We start from the raw sequence: 15,675 nt of genomic DNA, 5'->3' as shown, positions 1-15,675 counted from the left end.
TGGATCGGCCGGTGCTGGCAGGCGGGGCGGCGGGCCGGGAGGATCGTCCCATGGGCGTGAGCGCGTTGAAGTGGCAGGGCTGGGCGGTCGGCCTGACGGTCGTGGCCGGCCTGCTGGTGTTCGCCCCGCTGGGCCTGTACGTGTGGGCCAGCGGCGAACCGGGTGCGGCGCCGCCGCGACCGGCGGTGGAGGACGTACGGGTCACGGGTTGCCGGATCGACCCCGGCAGCCACCGCGTGGTGGCGACGGTGGAGGTGAGCGGCCGCCCCGAGGGCAGGGGCGCGTACGTGGTCACGGTCGAGTTCCGCGAAAGGGCCACCCCGGATCCGGCGGCGGCCCGCGCGCCCCAGGCCCTGGTGAGACTCCCGGGGGTGGACCCGGCCGCGACGGAACACGCGGAGGCGCTGGGTCCGATCTGGCCGGTGTCGACGACGCCTTGGTGCGGGGTCGCGGCGGCGGAGTTCACTCCGGCCGAAGCCGGACCCGCCGGACCCGCCGGATAGGAGGTGGCGCCCGGTCCGGAGCCTCCGCGGCCCCGGACCGGGGCCGATCAGAGGCTGCCGGCCAGATCCCGCGAGGCCAGTGCAGCGGCATGCGCGTCCATGCGCTCGGCGGCGAGGATCGCGACAGTGGTGTCGGCGCGCGACGCGGCGACGACCAGCGTCCGCCCCGCGAGGTCGTGCGCCCGCTGGTGCAGGGCGCCGAGGTCGCCTGCGTCCGCGATGTCGGCGCGGGGCCCCCGCGCCGGATCGGAGCCGCGCAGACGCGCGACCTGCGCGGCGATCCGCGCGGCGGCGCCGTCGAGGCCGAGCCCGTCCGTGACGGCGAGCAGGGCCGCCAGGTGCCCGGCGAGCTGGATGTCCAGCGCCTCGGCGCGGCTGCTGTGCGGGTACCCGGAATGGCTGTCGGAGGGGTGGCCGCCCATGCGGTGGACGACCGACTTCGTGCGGATCGGCTCGTACATGAGGAGGCCTCCTGCGTGGTCAGGAGGCCATCCTACATTGGATCGGTTCTAAAGTTGTGCTCGATCCGGCAATGGGTGCCGCCGTACCGGCTACGGCTGGCCGTAGCCGTCCAGGAACTTCCCGATCCGGGTCACCGCGTCCGCCAGGTCCTTGGCGTTCGGCAGCGTCACGATCCGGAAGTGGTCGGGCTCGGGCCAGTTGAAGCCCGTACCGTGCACCACCATGATCTTCTCGGCCCGCAGCAGGTCGAGGACCATCTGCCGGTCGTCCTTGATCTTGTAGACGGCCGGGTCCAGCTTCGGGAACAGGTACAGCGCGCCCTTCGGCTTCACGCAGGTGATGCCGGGGATCTGCGTCAGCAGGTCGTACGCCGTGTCGCGCTGCTCCAGCAGGCGCCCGCCCGGCAGGACCAGGTCGTTGATCGACTGCCGGCCGCCCAGCGCGGTCGCGACGGCGTGCTGCGAGGGCATGTTCGCGCACAGCCGCATGTTGGCCAGGATCGTCAGGCCCTCGATGTACGACGAGGCGTGCTTCTTGGGGCCGCAGACCGCCATCCAGCCGGCCCGGTAGCCGGCGACGCGGTAGTTCTTGGACAGCCCGTTGAACGTGAGCGTCAGCAGGTCGGGCGCGATGGCGGCGGTGTTGGTGTGGGTGGCGCCGTCGTACAGGATCCGGTCGTAGATCTCGTCGGAGCAGACGATCAGGTTGTGGCGGCGGGCGATGTCGGTGAGCCCGCGCAGCATCTCGTCGTCGTAGACGGCGCCGGTCGGGTTGTTCGGGTTGATGATCACGATCGCGCGGGTGCGGTCGGTGACCTTGCGCTCGATGTCGGCGAGGTCGGGCATCCAGTCGGACTGCTCGTCGCAGCGGTAGTGCACGGCCGTGCCGCCGGCGAGGCTGACGGAGGCGGTCCACAGGGGGTAGTCCGGCGCCGGGACCAGCACCTCGTCGCCGTCGTCGAGCAGCGCCTGCATCGACATCTGGATCAGCTCGGAGACGCCGTTGCCGAGGTAGATGTCCTCGACGTCCAGCTCGATGCCCTTGGTCTGGTAGTGCTGCACGACCGCGCGGCGCGCGGAGAGCAGCCCCTTCGCGTCCCCGTACCCGTGGGCGTTGCCCAGGTTGCGGAGCATGTCCTCGAGGATCTCCGGCGGGCACTCGAAGCCGAAGGCCGCGGGGTTGCCGGTGTTCAGCTTGAGGATGCGATGACCTGCTGCTTCGAGCCGCATGGCCTCTTCGAGCACGGGCCCGCGGATCTCGTAGCAGACGTTGGCGAGTTTCGTTGACTGGATCACCTGCATGACGGGAGTTTACGGGCCGGGCGGCCGCTCCGCCGGGGTATTCGGGGCAGGAGTAGGGGGCGGATATGTCCCGTTTCGCATGATGGGACGGTGGCGGCCCGGTCCGCCCTTGGAAACGGCGGCCACCGCGCCGCTGCCGCCTGCGGAATGGGTGGGCTTCAGGAGGCGCCGGACGTGTGGTGTTGCACTCGTCACGTCGGGGTGTGCGTACGGGGCCCGAGTACGGGCATGAGTACGCGCACTCATGCGTCGCGGCGGGCCGCGGCGCAGGCTTGCCCCGGACGGTCGGTCGGGGGCGCGAGAGGCGGGGGCGCAGCGGTGGAATTCATGGTCGGCGGCATGGCGATCAGCACGGTGGGGACGGACGGCGACGACCGGGCGATCGAGTTCCTGGTCGCACCGCGGAGCGGGGAGGGCGGCGGGGGCGGGGCCGGCGGCGCGGGCGGTGGGGGCGGTGGGGGCGCCGAGGAGGTCGAAGCGGCGCACTTCGCGATCCACCGCGAGCACGACCAGGGCTGGGAGGCCGCCCGCCTGACCATCGACCCGCTGTCGGGCAGCGTCCCGATCGCGGCGGTGGAATGGGCGATGGAATTCGCCCGCGAATACCTGTAGCCGCCGGACGCCCAGCCGGCCCAGCCCCACCGTGACATCGGAGCCGGCGCCGTTGTCGGTGGCCGCCCGTAAGGTCGTGGGCGGGGGAAAGGGGCGGGACATGGAGCAGCTTCGGATCATCGCGGGGGACGCGACGGGCCCGCAGGCCAAGGGGCCGAAGATCATCGCGCACGTCTGCAACGACATCGGCGGCTGGGGCAAGGGCTTCCTGCTGGCGCTCTCGAAGCGCTGGCCCGGGCCCGAGAAGGACTTCCGGGCCTGGCACCGGGGGCGCAGCGGCAACGACTTCGGCCTCGGCGCGGTCCGGCTGGTCCAGGTGCGGCCGGACACGTGGGTGGCCAACATGGTCGCCCAGCGGGGCATACGCACGGGCAGCGGCGGCCCGCCCATCCGCTACGACGCGCTGGAGCGCTGCCTGGCGGCGCTCGGCGGGCACGCGCTCGCGCTCGACGCCTCGGTCCACATGCCCCGCATCGGCTGCGGTCTCGCCGGGGGCAAGTGGTCCCGCGTCGAGCCGCTGGTCACCGAGGCCCTGTGCGCCCGGGGCGTGGCCGTGACCGTCTACGACCACGCCTGATCACGGGCGCGGACGCCGCCGGGGCTACGGGGTGATGATCACCAGGGGGATCGCGCGGGGGGAGGCGGACACCTGGTAGTCGTCGAAGAGGGGCCACAGGGCCGTCATCGCCGGCCAGTACACCTCGCGCTCCACCGGGCGGGCCGTGCGGGCCGTGGCCTGGAAGACGGCCGCGCCGACCTGGAGGCGGACCTCCGGGTGGTCGGTCAGGTTCCGGTACCAGGCCGGGTGCTCCGGGGCGCCCCAGTGGGCCGCGAGCACGATGTGGCGGCCCCCGTCCTCGACGTAGATCAGCGGGGTCCGGGAGGTCCGGCCCGTGGCACGGTCGAGCGTGGTGAGCAGGAGGGTGGGGACCCCGTGCCACAGGTGGCCGTCGAGTCCGCCGGTGGTCACGTAGTCCCGTACGTGGTCCCGTTCGCGGCTCTGGCGCGGGTCGGTGGGGTGGTCCCAGTCGATGGTGAGCGTCTGCATGGCGGTGCCTCCGAAATCAGACCCCCGCGCGGCTTAACGATCCTTCACCGATTCTGGATGCGGTCGGCCGGAAGCGCGCCGAAGTGATCGCCGCGGCGGCCGGGATCTCCGTCATCAACGGCCGCTGGACGCCCCGAACGCGGTGGTCGCCTGGATCGCGCTCGTGGTCGGACTGAGGCCGCCGCCGGCAGCGCTTCGCAGCGGCGCGTGCGGCCCCGGCCCGGGAACGGCGCCGCCCCCGGTCGGGGCCACCAGCAGCTCCGTGCGGCGTCACTGCCCTCCCTAGGGCAGGTAGCGCTCGATGACCTGCGGACCCTCCTTCTCGATCAGCTGGCGCGCCTTCTCGAGCCGCTCCGGAGTCGGCTCCATGCCTTGCACCATCACGAGGTCCTCAGGGTCGTACGGCCGTTCCCCGCCGCTGAAGAGCTTGGCCGGCCGATTGGGCTGCTGGCCCGATTCACTGTCCATCGGGATACCTCCTCGGAAATGCGCCTGCTTCCATGCCCCCGGTTCCCTCATCCTCCGGCGCCATCCCCATGAACGCACTTCGGACTCGTACCCTCCCTCCATGGACAAGATCGTTCTACGGCTCGAGGCCGCCGCCACGCCGACCGCCCCCGCTCTCCTGCTGCGCCCGTGGCGGCCGGCCGACAGCGGCGAGCTGGTCGAGGTGTACCGGGACGCCGCCCTGCGCCGCTGGACGGGCGCCGCCGTCCACGACGAGGCGAGCGCGGCGCAGTGGGTCCGGGACCAGCAGCAGGGAGGGGAGACGGGCAGCCGCCTCGCCTTCGCCGTCGTGGAGTCCCGGGCCGACGGGGAAGAGGAGGGGCGGATACTCGGGCACGTGGTCCTCAAGGGCGCCGTTCCCGGAGCCGCGTCCGCCGAGGTCGGCTACTGGACCGCCGCACACGCCCGCGGCCGGGACGTGGCACCGCGCGCCCTGCGGACGCTGACCGACTGGGCCTTCGCCTCCTTCGGCGTCGGGGGGCTGACGCGCCTGGAGCTCCTGCACCAGGTGGACAACCCGGCGTCGTGCCGCGTCGCGCAGAAATGCGGGTACGAGCTGACCGGGGTCCTGGCCGCGGATCCGCCCGCCCATTCCGCCGACGGACACCTGCACGCACGCGAACGCGCCCTCTGACGTTCCCGCCGCCCGTCGCGGCGCCTACGCCGAGGTGACGGCCGCCAGCGCCGTCACGGCCGCTATCCCCGCGCAGATGCTCAGGTTCACCGTCCGGTGCTCCCAGAACACCGCGACGAACTCGCGGAGGGTGGCGCTCGGCCAGAAGTACGTGGCCGTCGGGGAGCCGAGCACCTGGCCGTTGACCCCGGCCGTGCGGGCCGTCATCGCGGCCCGGAACGCGTGGAAGTTGTTGGTGACGACCACGCAGCGGTAGCCGGGGTCCGCGTCGGCCATGATCGTGTGGCTGAAGGCGAGGTTCTCCCTCGTCGTGGTCGAGCGGTCCTCCAGCCGTATCCGCTGCTCCGGGACGCCCCGCGCGATCAGCCAGTCGGCCATCGCCCGTGCCTCCGAGAGCTTCTCGTCCGACCCCTGCCCGCCCGAGACCAGCAGCAGCGGAGTCCGCCCGCCGCGGGCCACCTGGGCGGCGTGGATCTGCCGGCCCTTCTCCAGCCGGGAAGCCAGCAGCGGGGACACCCGCTCGCCGCAGATGAGCCCGGAGCCCAGCATCACCACGTAGTCCACGTCGCCGCGCACGGTGATCCGCCCGTACAGGAAGGCGTACACCAGGAAGCAGAGGAAGATGAAGGAGACGTAGCCGACGAGCATGACCAGGCCCGCCACCATCGTGTCCACGACCCGGGAGCCCCGCCCCGCCACCCCGAGGACCAGCGCGATCAGCCCGAAGATGCCCAGGCCCGCCGCCATGGAGAGCATGTTGGTCGGGCTGCGGCCCTCCTTGCGGACCATCGTCAGGCCGTTGCGGATCAGGTACCCGCCGAGGACGAGCGTGCCGAGCGTCGGCACGACCAGCACCAGCAGGACCGCGATCGCGTCCAGCGGTGACGGCAGCTCAGGTATCCGCAGCAGCAGGCCGATCGAACCGAGCATGAGGGTGAGGCCCAGGAGGACCGCGTTCCGGAAGCGCCGGCGGTCCTCCCGCACACTCACGCAGAAGAGGACGAAAAACAGCGCGGCGGGGACAAAGGCGAGCATGCCGCCCATCGTAGGCGGGACCGTCAACGGCCCCTGTACGGCGTCCTGCGGACCGACCGCCCCGCCAGGACGTCCGTCCTGCGCCCGTCCCGCATGACGAACTGCCCGTCGATCAGCACGTGCGGGATGCCGGCCGGCAGCACGCGCGGGTTCTCGTAGGTCGCCCCGGCCGCGACCGTGTCCGGATCGAAGAGCGCGAGGTCGGCCCGGTACCCGGCCCGCACCGACCCCCGGTCCGGGAGCCGCAGTCGGGCCGCCGGCCGGCCCGCCAGATGGGCCACGCACTCCTCCAGCGAGAGCACGCCGAGCTCGCGCACGTAGTGGCCCAGGTAGTGCGGGAAGGTCCCGTATGCCCGCGGATGCGGTTTCGCGCCCTGGAGGATCCCGTCGGAGCCGCCGGTGTGCACCCGGTGCCGCATGATCGCCCGGACGTTCTCCTCGTGCCCGACGTGCTGGAGGATCGTCGGCCCCAGCCGGTCCGCCAGCAGCAGCCGCCGGGCGCCCTCCCAGTCCCGCAGGCGCGTGCCCGCGTACGCCCCGTGCGCCGGGTCCGCCGTCCCCGCGATCTCGATCGTCGCCCAGTCGACCGGGACGCCGTGGCAGCCGTCCGACCCGGTCACCTCCAGCGCGTACCGGATCCGCTCGGCCTCCGCGTCGTCGCGCAGCCGTGCGAGCACGGCCTGCGGCCCGCCCTCGTTCGCCCAGCCGGGCAGCAGCGCCACGAGGGTGGTGCAGCCGGGGGTGTACGGGTACGAGTCGAGGCTGATGTCGGCCCCGTCGGCGAGGGCCCGGTCGAGGAGGGACAGCAGCTCGCCCGCCCGGCCCTCGTTCTCGGCGAAGTTCATGGTGGCGTGCGCGAGGTGCAGCGCGCATCCCGCCTCCCGGGCCAGAGCGACCATCTCGGCGTACGCGGCCGTCGCGCCGCGCCCGTACGAGCGGTGGTGCGGGCAGTAGTAGCCGCCGTACGAGGCCACCACCCGGCACAGTTCCGTCAGTTCGGCGCCGGACGCGTACATGCCGGGGGTGTAGGTGAGCCCCGAGGACATGCCGACCGCGCCCTGCGCGAGGCCCTCGGCGACGAGCGTCCGCATCCGGTCGAGCTCGGCGGGGGTCACGGGGCGGTCGCCCCAGCCGAGGGCGTACGCGCGGACGGTGCCCTGCGGGACGAGGTACGCGGCGTTGACGGCGATGCCGGAGCGGTCGAGCCGGTCCAGGTACCCGCCCACGTCCCGCCAGTCGAACTCCACGTCCTCGCCCGCGCCGTTCCAGCCGGTGATGGCCGCCCGCACCTCGGCGAGGGTGCGGTCGTCGACGGGCGCGTACGAGAGCCCGTCCTGGCCCAGGACTTCGAGGGTCACGCCCTGCGCGGCCTTGGCACTGTGGTCCGGGTCGCGGAGCAAGGCGAGGTCGCTGTGCGCGTGCATGTCGACGAAGCCGGGGGCCAGGGCGAGCCCGTACGCGTCGACGGTGTGCCGGCCGCCGGAGCGGATCCGGCCGATCTCGGCGATCCGTCCCTCGTGGACGCCCACGTCGGCGGTGTACGAGGGCCCGCCCGTGCCGTCGACGACGCGGGCCCCGCGGATGACGAGGTCCACCGGCGCGGCTCGGCTAGAAGAAGGTGCGGACGTAGTCGGTGACCGTGCCGTCGGCCTCGACGACCGGGATCAGCGGCCACTTCTCGAAGATCGTGCAGGGGTGGGACATGCCGAGCGCCACCCAGTCCCCGACGTTCACGTCGTCCGCGGATTCGGTCTCCAGCCAGGCGTGCTGGTCGGACAGCTTGACCACGCGGACGCCGGCGGCCGGGCGCTCCTCGCCGGTGAGGGCGTCGCGGACCAGCTCGGCCTCGGGCAGGCCGAGGTCGTAAGCGATGTCGCGCTTGCCGGCGTTGACGAAGGCCTGCGTGGGGGAGGGGCGGGAGACGACCTGGGTCCAGAGCCGGAAGGCGGGGCGCAGGCCGCCCTCCTCCGGGACGCGGTTGAAGGGGGTCAGCCGGGTGTACCAGCCGTGGTCGTGCGAGACGTAGGCGCCGGAGCGCAGGAGCCTCAGCACCGGCCGCGAGAGCTCCGGGAGTTCGGCGAACACGTCGGCGACGGCGTCGAACCAGGCGGAGCCACCGGCGCTGACGACGATCTCCTCGAGGTCGGCGGCGAACCGCCCGGCCCCGTCGAACTCCACGGCCAGCGCCGTGAGCCGGCGCAGGTACGCGTGGACGGATTCCGGATCGGCTCCGGGGACCTCGGCCTCGTACCCGGCGATGCCGACGAGGCGCAGGGCGGCGGACTCGGCCACGGCGTCGGCGACCGCCCGGCAGTCCTCGTCGGTCCGGGCGCCGGTGCGGGCGCCCTCGCCGGCCCCGAGCTCGACGACGACGTCGACGACCTGGGGCTGCCCCCGCAGGGCCCGGTCCATGAGCTGCACCCCGCGGACGGAGTCCACGTAGCAGACGAAGCGGAAGCCGGGGTCGGCGGCGAGCTCGGCGGCCACCCAGCGCAGCGCGGCCGGGTCGACGAGCTCGTTGGCGAGGAAGATCCGCTGGATGCCGAAGGCGCGGTAGACGCGGGCCTGGTGGGGGACGGCGGCGGTGATGCCCCAGGCGCCGTGGTCGAGCTGGCGCCGGAAGAGCTGCGGAGCCATGCAGGTCTTGCCGTGCGGGGCGAAGGCGAGGCCGTGGCGGGCGGCGTAGGTGCCGAGGGCGGTGAGGTTGTGCTCCAGCGCTTCGGCGTCGAGCGTGAGGACGGGGGTGGTGAACCCGCCGGAGTAGAGGTCCCGCTTCTCGGCGGCCAGTTGCCCGACGGTGAGGCCCGCCCGCTCGGCATCGGGCGGAAGCCCCTTGAACCGGTGGTCGAGCGGTTCGTCGGCGAGCCGTCGGACTGCGTCGCTGCCCATGCGGATTCCTCCTCGCGTTGCATTCTCTGCAACGTGCGTTGCGTATTGTGCCGCTTGCTGTCTAGCATCCTGCATACGAGGGGTCAACGGCCGGCCGCGTGTACGGGTTCCGGAAAGCCCGCGCCGCGGACGGCGGCGGCAGCAGGGAAGGACGCGGCGTGAGCCAGTCGGTGGACAGGGCGCTCGGCATCCTGCCGCTGCTCGCCAAGGGCGCGGCGGGTCTCGGGGAGGTCGCCGAGGAGCTCGGCGTGCACAAGAGCACCGCCCTGCGCCTCCTGCGCACCCTGCACGGACACGGCTTCGTCTACCGCCAGCCCGACGGCCGCTACCGCCTCGGGGCCCAGCTCTTCGCGCTCGCCGCCGAGGCGGTCGAGAGCCTCGACGTCCGCACCGTCGCCCACCCCCACCTCGTCGAGCTCAACCGCCTCACAGGCCACACCGTGCACCTCGCCCTCCACCAGGACGACGAGGTCGTGTACATCGACAAGGTCGAGAGCCGCTACCCCGTCCGCATGTACTCCCGCATCGGCCGCCCCGTCCCCCTCACGGTCGCCGCCGTCGCGAAGCTGCTGCTCGCCGACCTCCCCGAGGCCGAGCGGCGCAGCCTCGCCGAGCGCATCGACTACCCCCGCCACACCGCCCGCTCCACCCCCGACGCGCAGGCCTTCCTGCGCGAGCTGGCCCTCGTACGGGAGCAGGGCTGGGCCACCGATCTCGGCGGGCACGAGGAGTCCGTCAACTGCCTCGGCGCGCCCGTGCGCGGGCCGGGCGGCCGGGCCGTCGCCGCCCTGTCCGTCTCCGCGCCCAGCGTGGTCGTCACCGCCGAGGGGCTGCTCGAACTGCTCCCCCTGGTCCTGCGCACCGCCGACACCATCAGCCGGGAGTACTCCGGCTCCCCGCACGTCCCACAGAACGACGAGGACACCCCGTGACCGAGAAGACCGCCATCACCCCCGACACCCACACCACCCCGCCGGCCCGCTTCTCGCACGGCGTGCGCAAGGGGAACATCCTCCAGGTCGCCGGCCAGGTCGGCTTCCTCCCGCACGTGGACGGCCAGGCGCCCACCCCCGCCGGCCCGACCCTGCGCGAGCAGACCCTCCAGACGCTGGAGAACGTCCGCTCCGTACTGGAGGCCGGCGGCGCGGGCTGGGACGACGTGATGATGATCCGCGTCTACCTGACCGACACGGACCACTTCGCCGAGATGAACGGCCTGTACAACGCCTACTTCGAGGAGCAGGGCCTGAAGGAGGCCCCGGCCGCCCGCACCACGGTCTACGTGGGTCTCCCCGCGGGCCTCCTCATCGAGATCGACGCCCTCGCCGTCCTCGGCTGACCGGGCCTCAGAAGGGCCAGTTGACGCCCACCCACACCCCGCCCGCGGAGACGAGGGCGGACCCCAGCCAACCGATCAGCCGGGCGGGCCGCCGCCCCAGGCTCATCTCGAAGTCGCCGACGCGCAGCTCGAAGTACGGGCGGCGCGGGCGTGTGGACACGGTCATGGCGGAGCTCCTCCGGTCGGGGCCGGGGCGAGCGCTCCGGCCGTGACCGCCATCACGCCACGGCCGCGCCCGCACCTCCGCGTTCACGGACGGCCGCGGATCCGTTCCGGATGTCGGCCGGGATGTCCCGAACACGGCCCGTGGCGGCAGTCCGTGCGGAAGGATCGATGCCATGACCGACTCATGGCGCCGGTTCCGCTTCGATCTTCGAGCGTTGAAGACGGCCTCCGGCATGAGCTTCGCGGACATCAATGAAGCCAACGCCGATCTGCCCCGTTCCAGCGTGCACCGCCTGATGGAGGACACGAACAGGAAGGCCGGAAAGTCGTGCACCGAGCAGCTCGAGGAACTGGTGGAACTGCTGCTCGCGCGCACGGAGTCCGGGGATCCGGCCGCCTCACCCTGGCGGGAGAGGGATGTCTGGCAGGGGCGGTGGGAGGCACTCGACGACCGGGGCGGGCGGGACGCCGTGCCGGCCGGCGCCCCGACCGGGGCGCTCGGCTGGGACGACCCGCTCGAACGGGCCGGCATGGAGCCCGGCAAGGAGTCCGCCTGGCTGACGGACGCTCACCTCGCCCGCATCGCGGCCGTCGTGGGTGAGCTGGCGGGACTGGGCCTCTACCGCCAGGCCTGCGACGTCGCCGGGGAACTCCTGCGCTGCGCGCGGCGCGCCCTCGGGCCGCACGATCCGGGGATGCTCTCGGCCCGCCACGTCCTCGCCTACTGGACCGGGGAGGCGGGTGACGTGCGTACGGCGCGCGTACTGACCGCCGCCCTGTCCGCCGACTGTCTCGAACTGCTGGGTGCCCGGCACCCGCTCACCCGGCTCGCCGCGCTCCGCCTGGCCGCGTGGACCACCAGCGCGGGCGACCCGGCGCTGGGGCGACGGCTCCACCGGGACCTCGCCGGCAGCGGCCCGGCCGACCGGATCACCCTGCTCGCCCGGCTCGGCGCGGTCCGCGCCGGCTTCCTGGCCGGCGATGCGCAGGAGGCCCTGGAGCGCCTTGCGGGGCTGCTGCCCGACCTGACCGCGGAGTACGGGCCGCACCATGCCGTGGTGCTGGCCGCCCGGGTGCGGCAGGTCCGGGGGCGACGGCAGGCAGGCGGCCGGCGGCCCTGCACGCTGGACGCACTGGACGGGCTGGTCCGAGAGGCGAGCGAACACCTCGGTCCGGCGCACCCCCTGACCCTCTACACGAGGGCCTGCCACGCGATGTCCGTGTACCGCCACGGGGACCGGGCCGGCGCGTGCGGACTCGCGGAAGAGGCGTACCTGGAATCCGTGCGGGTGAACGGCCCGGACCACCCCGACAGCCTCGGCGCCGGCAACGCGCTGGCCGTCATTCTGGCCCGCGCCGACGGTCCGGCGGCCGGGTCCATGTTCCGGCAGTTGTACGACCGCAGCCGGGACGTGCTGGGCGCGGACCACTACCGCACGCTGCACATCGCACACAACCTCGCCGTGGGGGTGCACCGAGGCGACCCGCGCGCGGCGCGGCTCCTGTACGAGGCGGTACGGGAGGCGAGGACCCGCGTCCTCGGTGCGGAACACCCCCACACCCTGCACACCCGCTGCGCCCTCGCCCACACGGTGCTGCTCGTCGACGGCGAAGCGGCGGCACGCCCGCTCTTCGAGGAGGTCCATCGGGCCCGCGTCCGGGTGCTCGGGCCCGGGCACCGGGACACGCGGCGCACGCTGGCCTTCCTCTCCGCGACCTGACACGGGGCGGGGCGCCCCCCTGGCGGTGGGGCGCCCCCGATCCGGCTCCCGGATCACGTGCAGTACTGCGCCTGCTTCCCGATCGAGCGGTACATGCAGTCCGCGTTCTCCAGCAGCTGCAGCACGGCGTCGCGGTTGCGCGCCGTCTCGCGCTCGATCACCTCGTCCGGCGGGTAGAAGCCGCCCCCGCTGCCGGACTCGGACGGGTACATCTCGAAGGTGTACGTGAAGATCTTCTGGTTGCCCCACAGCCAGTCGTCGATCGTCCCGTCCGTGATGTACAGGTCGCTCGACTGCTCCGGCGTGTAGCCGTTGCTGCGGGCCATGCTCGTGCCGATGGTCTTGTAGACGGCGAGGTCGTCCGCCGTCAGGCCCGGCGCGGTGTCGTTGTACGTCCACCCGAACGGCCACAGCACCAGCTGGCTGTACGTGTGGAAGTCGATCGACGCGGTGATCTGCTGCTTGCCGCCGATCACGCGGCTGCGCACGAAGTCCGCGACCACCTTCACCTCGGGGGCCGACTCGCCGGCCGCCCCGCGGTAGGTCTCGGAGCTCTTGCTGCTGCTGGAGCCGCCGCAGCAGCCCCACTTGTAGTCCCAGTTGCGGTTCAGGTCGGTGCCGACGTACGAGGAGCCGGCATTCGGCTGCCGGTTCTTGCGCCAGGAGCGGTACGAGCCGGTCGCGATGTCGTACTCGCCGCCGTCCGGGTTGAGGTCCGGCACGACCCAGATCTCGCGGCCGTTGACCATGTCGGTGATCCGCGAGTCGGTGCCGTACTTGGAGCCGAACTCCTTGAGCAGGTAGAGCGCCATCTCGACGGTCAGGTGCTCGCGGGCGTGCTGGTGGTGCGTGAAGAGCACTTCGGGCTCGTTCTCGTCGGTCGCGACGTTGTCGCTGATCTTGATGGCGACGATGTCCCGGCCCTGGTACGACTTCCCGATCACCTTCTTGCTCATGATCGAGGGGTACTGCGCGATGCGCTGGTCGATCTCCGCGCTGGCCTCGGCGTAGTTGTGGTACATCGAGTCCTTGGACGGGAAGTCCATCGGGCTCGCCGCGACCCCCCGCTCGGAGCGGTCGGGCGGCCCGGGCAGCGCGGTCAGCTTGTAGCCGAGCGCCCGCAGTTCCCTGGCCTGGAGGGGGTCGGCGCTGACGACGACCGAGCGGGCGTCGACCTCGTCGATCGAGACGCCCGTACGGAGCAGGGCCGTTCGCTCGGCCGCCGTGGCCGGGCCCTTGATCTCGTACTGGGTGATGGCCTCGTCCTGGGTGGCGGTCGAGGGGGTCGGCGGCGGGGCCGCCGTCGCGCTCATGCCGTAGGCGGGTGCGCCGAGCGCGAGAGCGAGCAGGGCCGCCGTGACGGCGGCCCTGCGTCGGGTGTGGAGCCGCATGCGTTCTCCTGGGTGGGAGTGTGGGGGTAGCCGTGCGGACGCGCACAGCGTGCTCTTCTGGCATGTCCCGGTCAAGAACTCCATTCGGCCAGATCCGCCGGGATGGCGGCCCGCCGGACGGCCACCCACCGGGACGGCCACCCCCACACGTACCGCCTAGGGAAGGGCGTGAACCTTCGGACCCACCGCGTTGGACCAAGCGCCACCCGCCTTGGCGTCCCAGTTGGTCGACCACGTCATCGCGCCGCGCAGTCCCGGGTAGGTCCTCGACGGCTTGAAGGAACCGCAGTTCGTGCCCCTGGCCAGGCAGTCCAGGGCGTTGTTCACGATGGCCGGGGAGACGTACCCGCTGCCCGCGCCGCTCGGCGAGGCCGGTACGCCGATGCCCACCTGCGAGGGGTCGAGCCCGCCCTCCAGCTGGATGCAGGCCAGCGCGGTGAGGAAGTCCACCGAGCCCTGGGAGTAGACCTTGCCGTCGCAGCCGTTCATCGAGCCGCTGTTGTAGTACTGCATGTTGACGACGGTCAGGATGTCCTTGATGTTCAGCGCCGTCTTGAAGTAGCCGCCCGACGTCGACTGCATGTCGATGGTCTGCGGGGCCATCGTGATGACGAGCGAGGAGCCGGCCTTGGCGGACAGCGAGCGCAGCGCCTGCGTCATGTAGGTCGGGTCGAGGCCGTTCTCCAGGTCGATGTCGATCCCGCTGAAGCCGTACTCCTGCATCAGTGCGTACGCCGAGTTCGCCAGGTTGTTCGCGGAGGCCGGGTCGTTCACCGAGATGGTGCCCTTCTCGCCGCCGATGGAGAGGACGACGGACTTGCCGGCGGCCTTCTTCGCGGCGATGTCGGCCTTGAACCGGTCGACCGTGTAGCCGCCGAGACCTGCCGAGTCGAGGTTGAAGGCGATGGCCCCGGGCGTGGTCGTGGCATCGGCGAAGGAGACCGCGATGATGTCGTACTGGGCCGAGACGTCGGAGATCTTCTGGACGGTCGCGCCGTTGTTGAAGTTCTGCCAGTAGCCGGTCAGGGCGTGCTTGGGCACCGACGGGTTCGGGTCCGGGTTGCCGCCGCCGGTCGTCGTGCCGGTCACCGCCGCCGACTTCGGGCCCTCGCCCGCCGCGTTGTACGCGCTCACCTGGAAGGAGTACGAGGTGGCGGCGGTCAGCCCGGTGATCTGGGCGGGGGGCCCGGAAACGGTCTTGACGCGGGCTCCGTCCTGATAGACGTAATAGCCGCTCGCCCCGCTGACGGCGCTCCACGAAAGGGTGAGCCCGTTCGCGCTCTGGCCGGAAACGGCGGACCCGCCCGGGGCGCCGGGGACGGACGGGCCGGGGTCGGTGCCGCCGCCCCCGTCCGGGCCGAAGACGCTGAAGTCGTCGACGACGTAGGCGGGCTGCCCGTACCAGCCGTGCGTCCACACCGTGACCTGCGTGGTGCTCGCGCCCGTGGTGAAGGTGGTGGAGAGCTGCTGCCAGCCGCCGCCCGAGCCGGGGGTCCAGGTGGACACGTCCTGGGTGCCGGTCCCGGTCACGCCGAGGTACACGTACGAGCCCTGCACCTGCTCGCTGAGCGTGTACGTCGAGTTCGGCTTGACCTTGACGGTCTGACTGCACTGCGCGCTGTCCTGACCCGCCGGGGTGCCCTTGAGGGCGGCGGCCCCCGCGTGGACGGGCGAGGAGACGACGGCCCCGCTCCCGGAGGTGCAGGTCCAGTCGGCGAGACCGGACTCGAAGCCTCCGTTGCGGACGACGTTGATGTCGGCGGCCTGCGCGGTGCCGGTCGCAAGGGCGGTCAGGCCGCCCGCGGTCAGGGTGGCGGCGCCCAGGAGGGCGAGCGAGCGTATGCGGTTCACGTGGTCTCCGTGGGGGGAGAAGGGGATGTGAAGGGGGAGGTGGAACTGGTGAGCGAACGCACCCGGGGCCGTGGGTGGGGGGAACCCCGTTGGCGCGTCGCCGCGTTGGGGCCAAGTTGGTCCAGACCAATCTCCCTGTCAAGCCTCTTTGCAATGTGGCTTGAATCGATCGGCCCTCCGATCCCGGATGTCCGGGTTTCCCGCCACCTGTGACCGG

At 72.5% G+C, this 15,675-nt stretch carries 17 protein-coding genes; 7 read left to right on the top strand and 10 right to left on the bottom strand.

The genetic code is table 11. The annotated features are described in order from the left end of the window. The first annotated feature begins 56 nt into the window (after nucleotides 1–56). Entirely contained in the window at nucleotides 57–503 is a 447-nt protein-coding gene (locus ACFXGI_RS28515) for a hypothetical protein (protein ID WP_384712477.1), read from the top strand. A gap of 47 nt (nucleotides 504–550) precedes the next feature. On the opposite strand, the gene ACFXGI_RS28510 is transcribed toward ACFXGI_RS28515, so the two are convergent. Then, on the bottom strand, nucleotides 551–964 hold the full coding sequence (locus ACFXGI_RS28510) for a hypothetical protein (RefSeq protein WP_384712474.1): 414 nt from the start codon (nucleotides 962–964) through the stop codon (nucleotides 551–553). 90 nt (nucleotides 965–1,054) lie between these two features. Beyond that, the gene (locus ACFXGI_RS28505; protein WP_384712471.1) at nucleotides 1,055–2,266 is read right to left on the bottom strand and encodes a pyridoxal phosphate-dependent aminotransferase; all 1,212 of its coding nucleotides are present in this window, start codon (nucleotides 2,264–2,266) and stop codon (nucleotides 1,055–1,057) included. Nucleotides 2,267–2,605: 339 nt separating this feature from the next. Between ACFXGI_RS28505 and ACFXGI_RS28500 the strand changes: the two genes are divergently transcribed. Together ACFXGI_RS28500 and ACFXGI_RS28495 are read left to right on the top strand one after the other, a co-directional pair. After that, nucleotides 2,606–2,878, top strand: a complete 273-nt coding sequence (locus tag ACFXGI_RS28500) for a hypothetical protein (RefSeq protein WP_384712468.1) — start codon at nucleotides 2,606–2,608, stop codon at nucleotides 2,876–2,878. Nucleotides 2,879–2,978: 100 nt separating this feature from the next. Then, nucleotides 2,979–3,455 carry a macro domain-containing protein gene (locus ACFXGI_RS28495; protein ID WP_384712465.1) on the top strand — a complete coding sequence of 159 codons (477 nt, stop codon included), beginning with the start codon at nucleotides 2,979–2,981 and terminating at the stop codon, nucleotides 3,453–3,455. Between the two features lie 24 nt (nucleotides 3,456–3,479). On the opposite strand, the gene ACFXGI_RS28490 is transcribed toward ACFXGI_RS28495, so the two are convergent. Further along, entirely contained in the window at nucleotides 3,480–3,926 is a 447-nt protein-coding gene (locus ACFXGI_RS28490) for a nitroreductase family deazaflavin-dependent oxidoreductase (RefSeq protein ID WP_384712462.1), read from the bottom strand. 282 nt (nucleotides 3,927–4,208) lie between these two features. Further along, nucleotides 4,209–4,394: a hypothetical protein gene (locus ACFXGI_RS28485; RefSeq protein WP_030159484.1), complete on the bottom strand. Its 186-nt coding sequence runs from the start codon at nucleotides 4,392–4,394 to the stop codon at nucleotides 4,209–4,211. A gap of 100 nt (nucleotides 4,395–4,494) precedes the next feature. Between ACFXGI_RS28485 and ACFXGI_RS28480 the strand changes: the two genes are divergently transcribed. Continuing rightward, nucleotides 4,495–5,067, top strand: coding sequence for a GNAT family N-acetyltransferase (locus ACFXGI_RS28480; RefSeq protein ID WP_384712459.1), 573 nt, complete (start codon nucleotides 4,495–4,497; stop codon nucleotides 5,065–5,067). Between the two features lie 24 nt (nucleotides 5,068–5,091). Here the strand turns inward: ACFXGI_RS28480 and ACFXGI_RS28475 are convergent, their stop codons facing one another. The 3 genes from ACFXGI_RS28475 to ACFXGI_RS28465 are packed head-to-tail and all read right to left on the bottom strand — an operon-like array spanning nucleotide 5,092 to nucleotide 8,991. Next, nucleotides 5,092–6,102, bottom strand: coding sequence for a YdcF family protein (locus ACFXGI_RS28475; protein ID WP_384712456.1), 1,011 nt, complete (start codon nucleotides 6,100–6,102; stop codon nucleotides 5,092–5,094). A gap of 23 nt (nucleotides 6,103–6,125) precedes the next feature. Next, the gene (locus ACFXGI_RS28470; protein ID WP_384712453.1) at nucleotides 6,126–7,697 is read right to left on the bottom strand and encodes an amidohydrolase family protein; all 1,572 of its coding nucleotides are present in this window, start codon (nucleotides 7,695–7,697) and stop codon (nucleotides 6,126–6,128) included. 13 nt (nucleotides 7,698–7,710) lie between these two features. Beyond that, the gene (locus tag ACFXGI_RS28465; protein WP_384712450.1) at nucleotides 7,711–8,991 is read right to left on the bottom strand and encodes an amino acid deaminase; all 1,281 of its coding nucleotides are present in this window, start codon (nucleotides 8,989–8,991) and stop codon (nucleotides 7,711–7,713) included. Nucleotides 8,992–9,149: 158 nt separating this feature from the next. Between ACFXGI_RS28465 and ACFXGI_RS28460 the strand changes: the two genes are divergently transcribed. After that, nucleotides 9,150–9,923, top strand: coding sequence for an IclR family transcriptional regulator (locus ACFXGI_RS28460; protein ID WP_384712446.1), 774 nt, complete (start codon nucleotides 9,150–9,152; stop codon nucleotides 9,921–9,923). Continuing rightward, a complete protein-coding gene (locus ACFXGI_RS28455; protein ID WP_384712443.1) occupies nucleotides 9,920–10,330 on the top strand; it encodes a RidA family protein in 411 nt (136 codons plus the stop codon). Before ACFXGI_RS28460 ends, ACFXGI_RS28455 begins: the two co-directional genes overlap by 4 nt. Nucleotides 10,331–10,337: 7 nt before the next feature. Here ACFXGI_RS28455 and ACFXGI_RS28450 read toward each other — a convergent pair whose 3' ends face one another. Continuing rightward, nucleotides 10,338–10,496 carry a hypothetical protein gene (locus tag ACFXGI_RS28450; RefSeq protein WP_384712440.1) on the bottom strand — a complete coding sequence of 53 codons (159 nt, stop codon included), beginning with the start codon at nucleotides 10,494–10,496 and terminating at the stop codon, nucleotides 10,338–10,340. Between the two features lie 172 nt (nucleotides 10,497–10,668). On the opposite strand from ACFXGI_RS28450, the gene ACFXGI_RS28445 reads away from it, so the two are divergent. Then, entirely contained in the window at nucleotides 10,669–12,216 is a 1,548-nt protein-coding gene (locus tag ACFXGI_RS28445) for a tetratricopeptide repeat protein (RefSeq protein ID WP_384712437.1), read from the top strand. A gap of 53 nt (nucleotides 12,217–12,269) precedes the next feature. On the opposite strand, the gene ACFXGI_RS28440 is transcribed toward ACFXGI_RS28445, so the two are convergent. Then, a complete protein-coding gene (locus ACFXGI_RS28440) occupies nucleotides 12,270–13,607 on the bottom strand; it encodes a M14 family metallopeptidase (RefSeq protein WP_384712434.1) in 1,338 nt (445 codons plus the stop codon). A gap of 156 nt (nucleotides 13,608–13,763) precedes the next feature. Continuing rightward, nucleotides 13,764–15,458 carry a chitinase gene (locus tag ACFXGI_RS28435; protein WP_384712431.1) on the bottom strand — a complete coding sequence of 565 codons (1,695 nt, stop codon included), beginning with the start codon at nucleotides 15,456–15,458 and terminating at the stop codon, nucleotides 13,764–13,766. Nucleotides 15,459–15,675: the final 217 nt, after the last annotated feature.

Source organism: Streptomyces sp. NPDC059355, from assembly GCF_042752335.1.
In the GTDB taxonomy this organism is placed as follows: Bacteria; Actinomycetota; Actinomycetes; order Streptomycetales; family Streptomycetaceae; genus Streptomyces.
The sequence above is the reverse complement of the archived record's forward strand: the minus strand, read 5'-3'. Positions and strand labels throughout refer to the sequence as shown.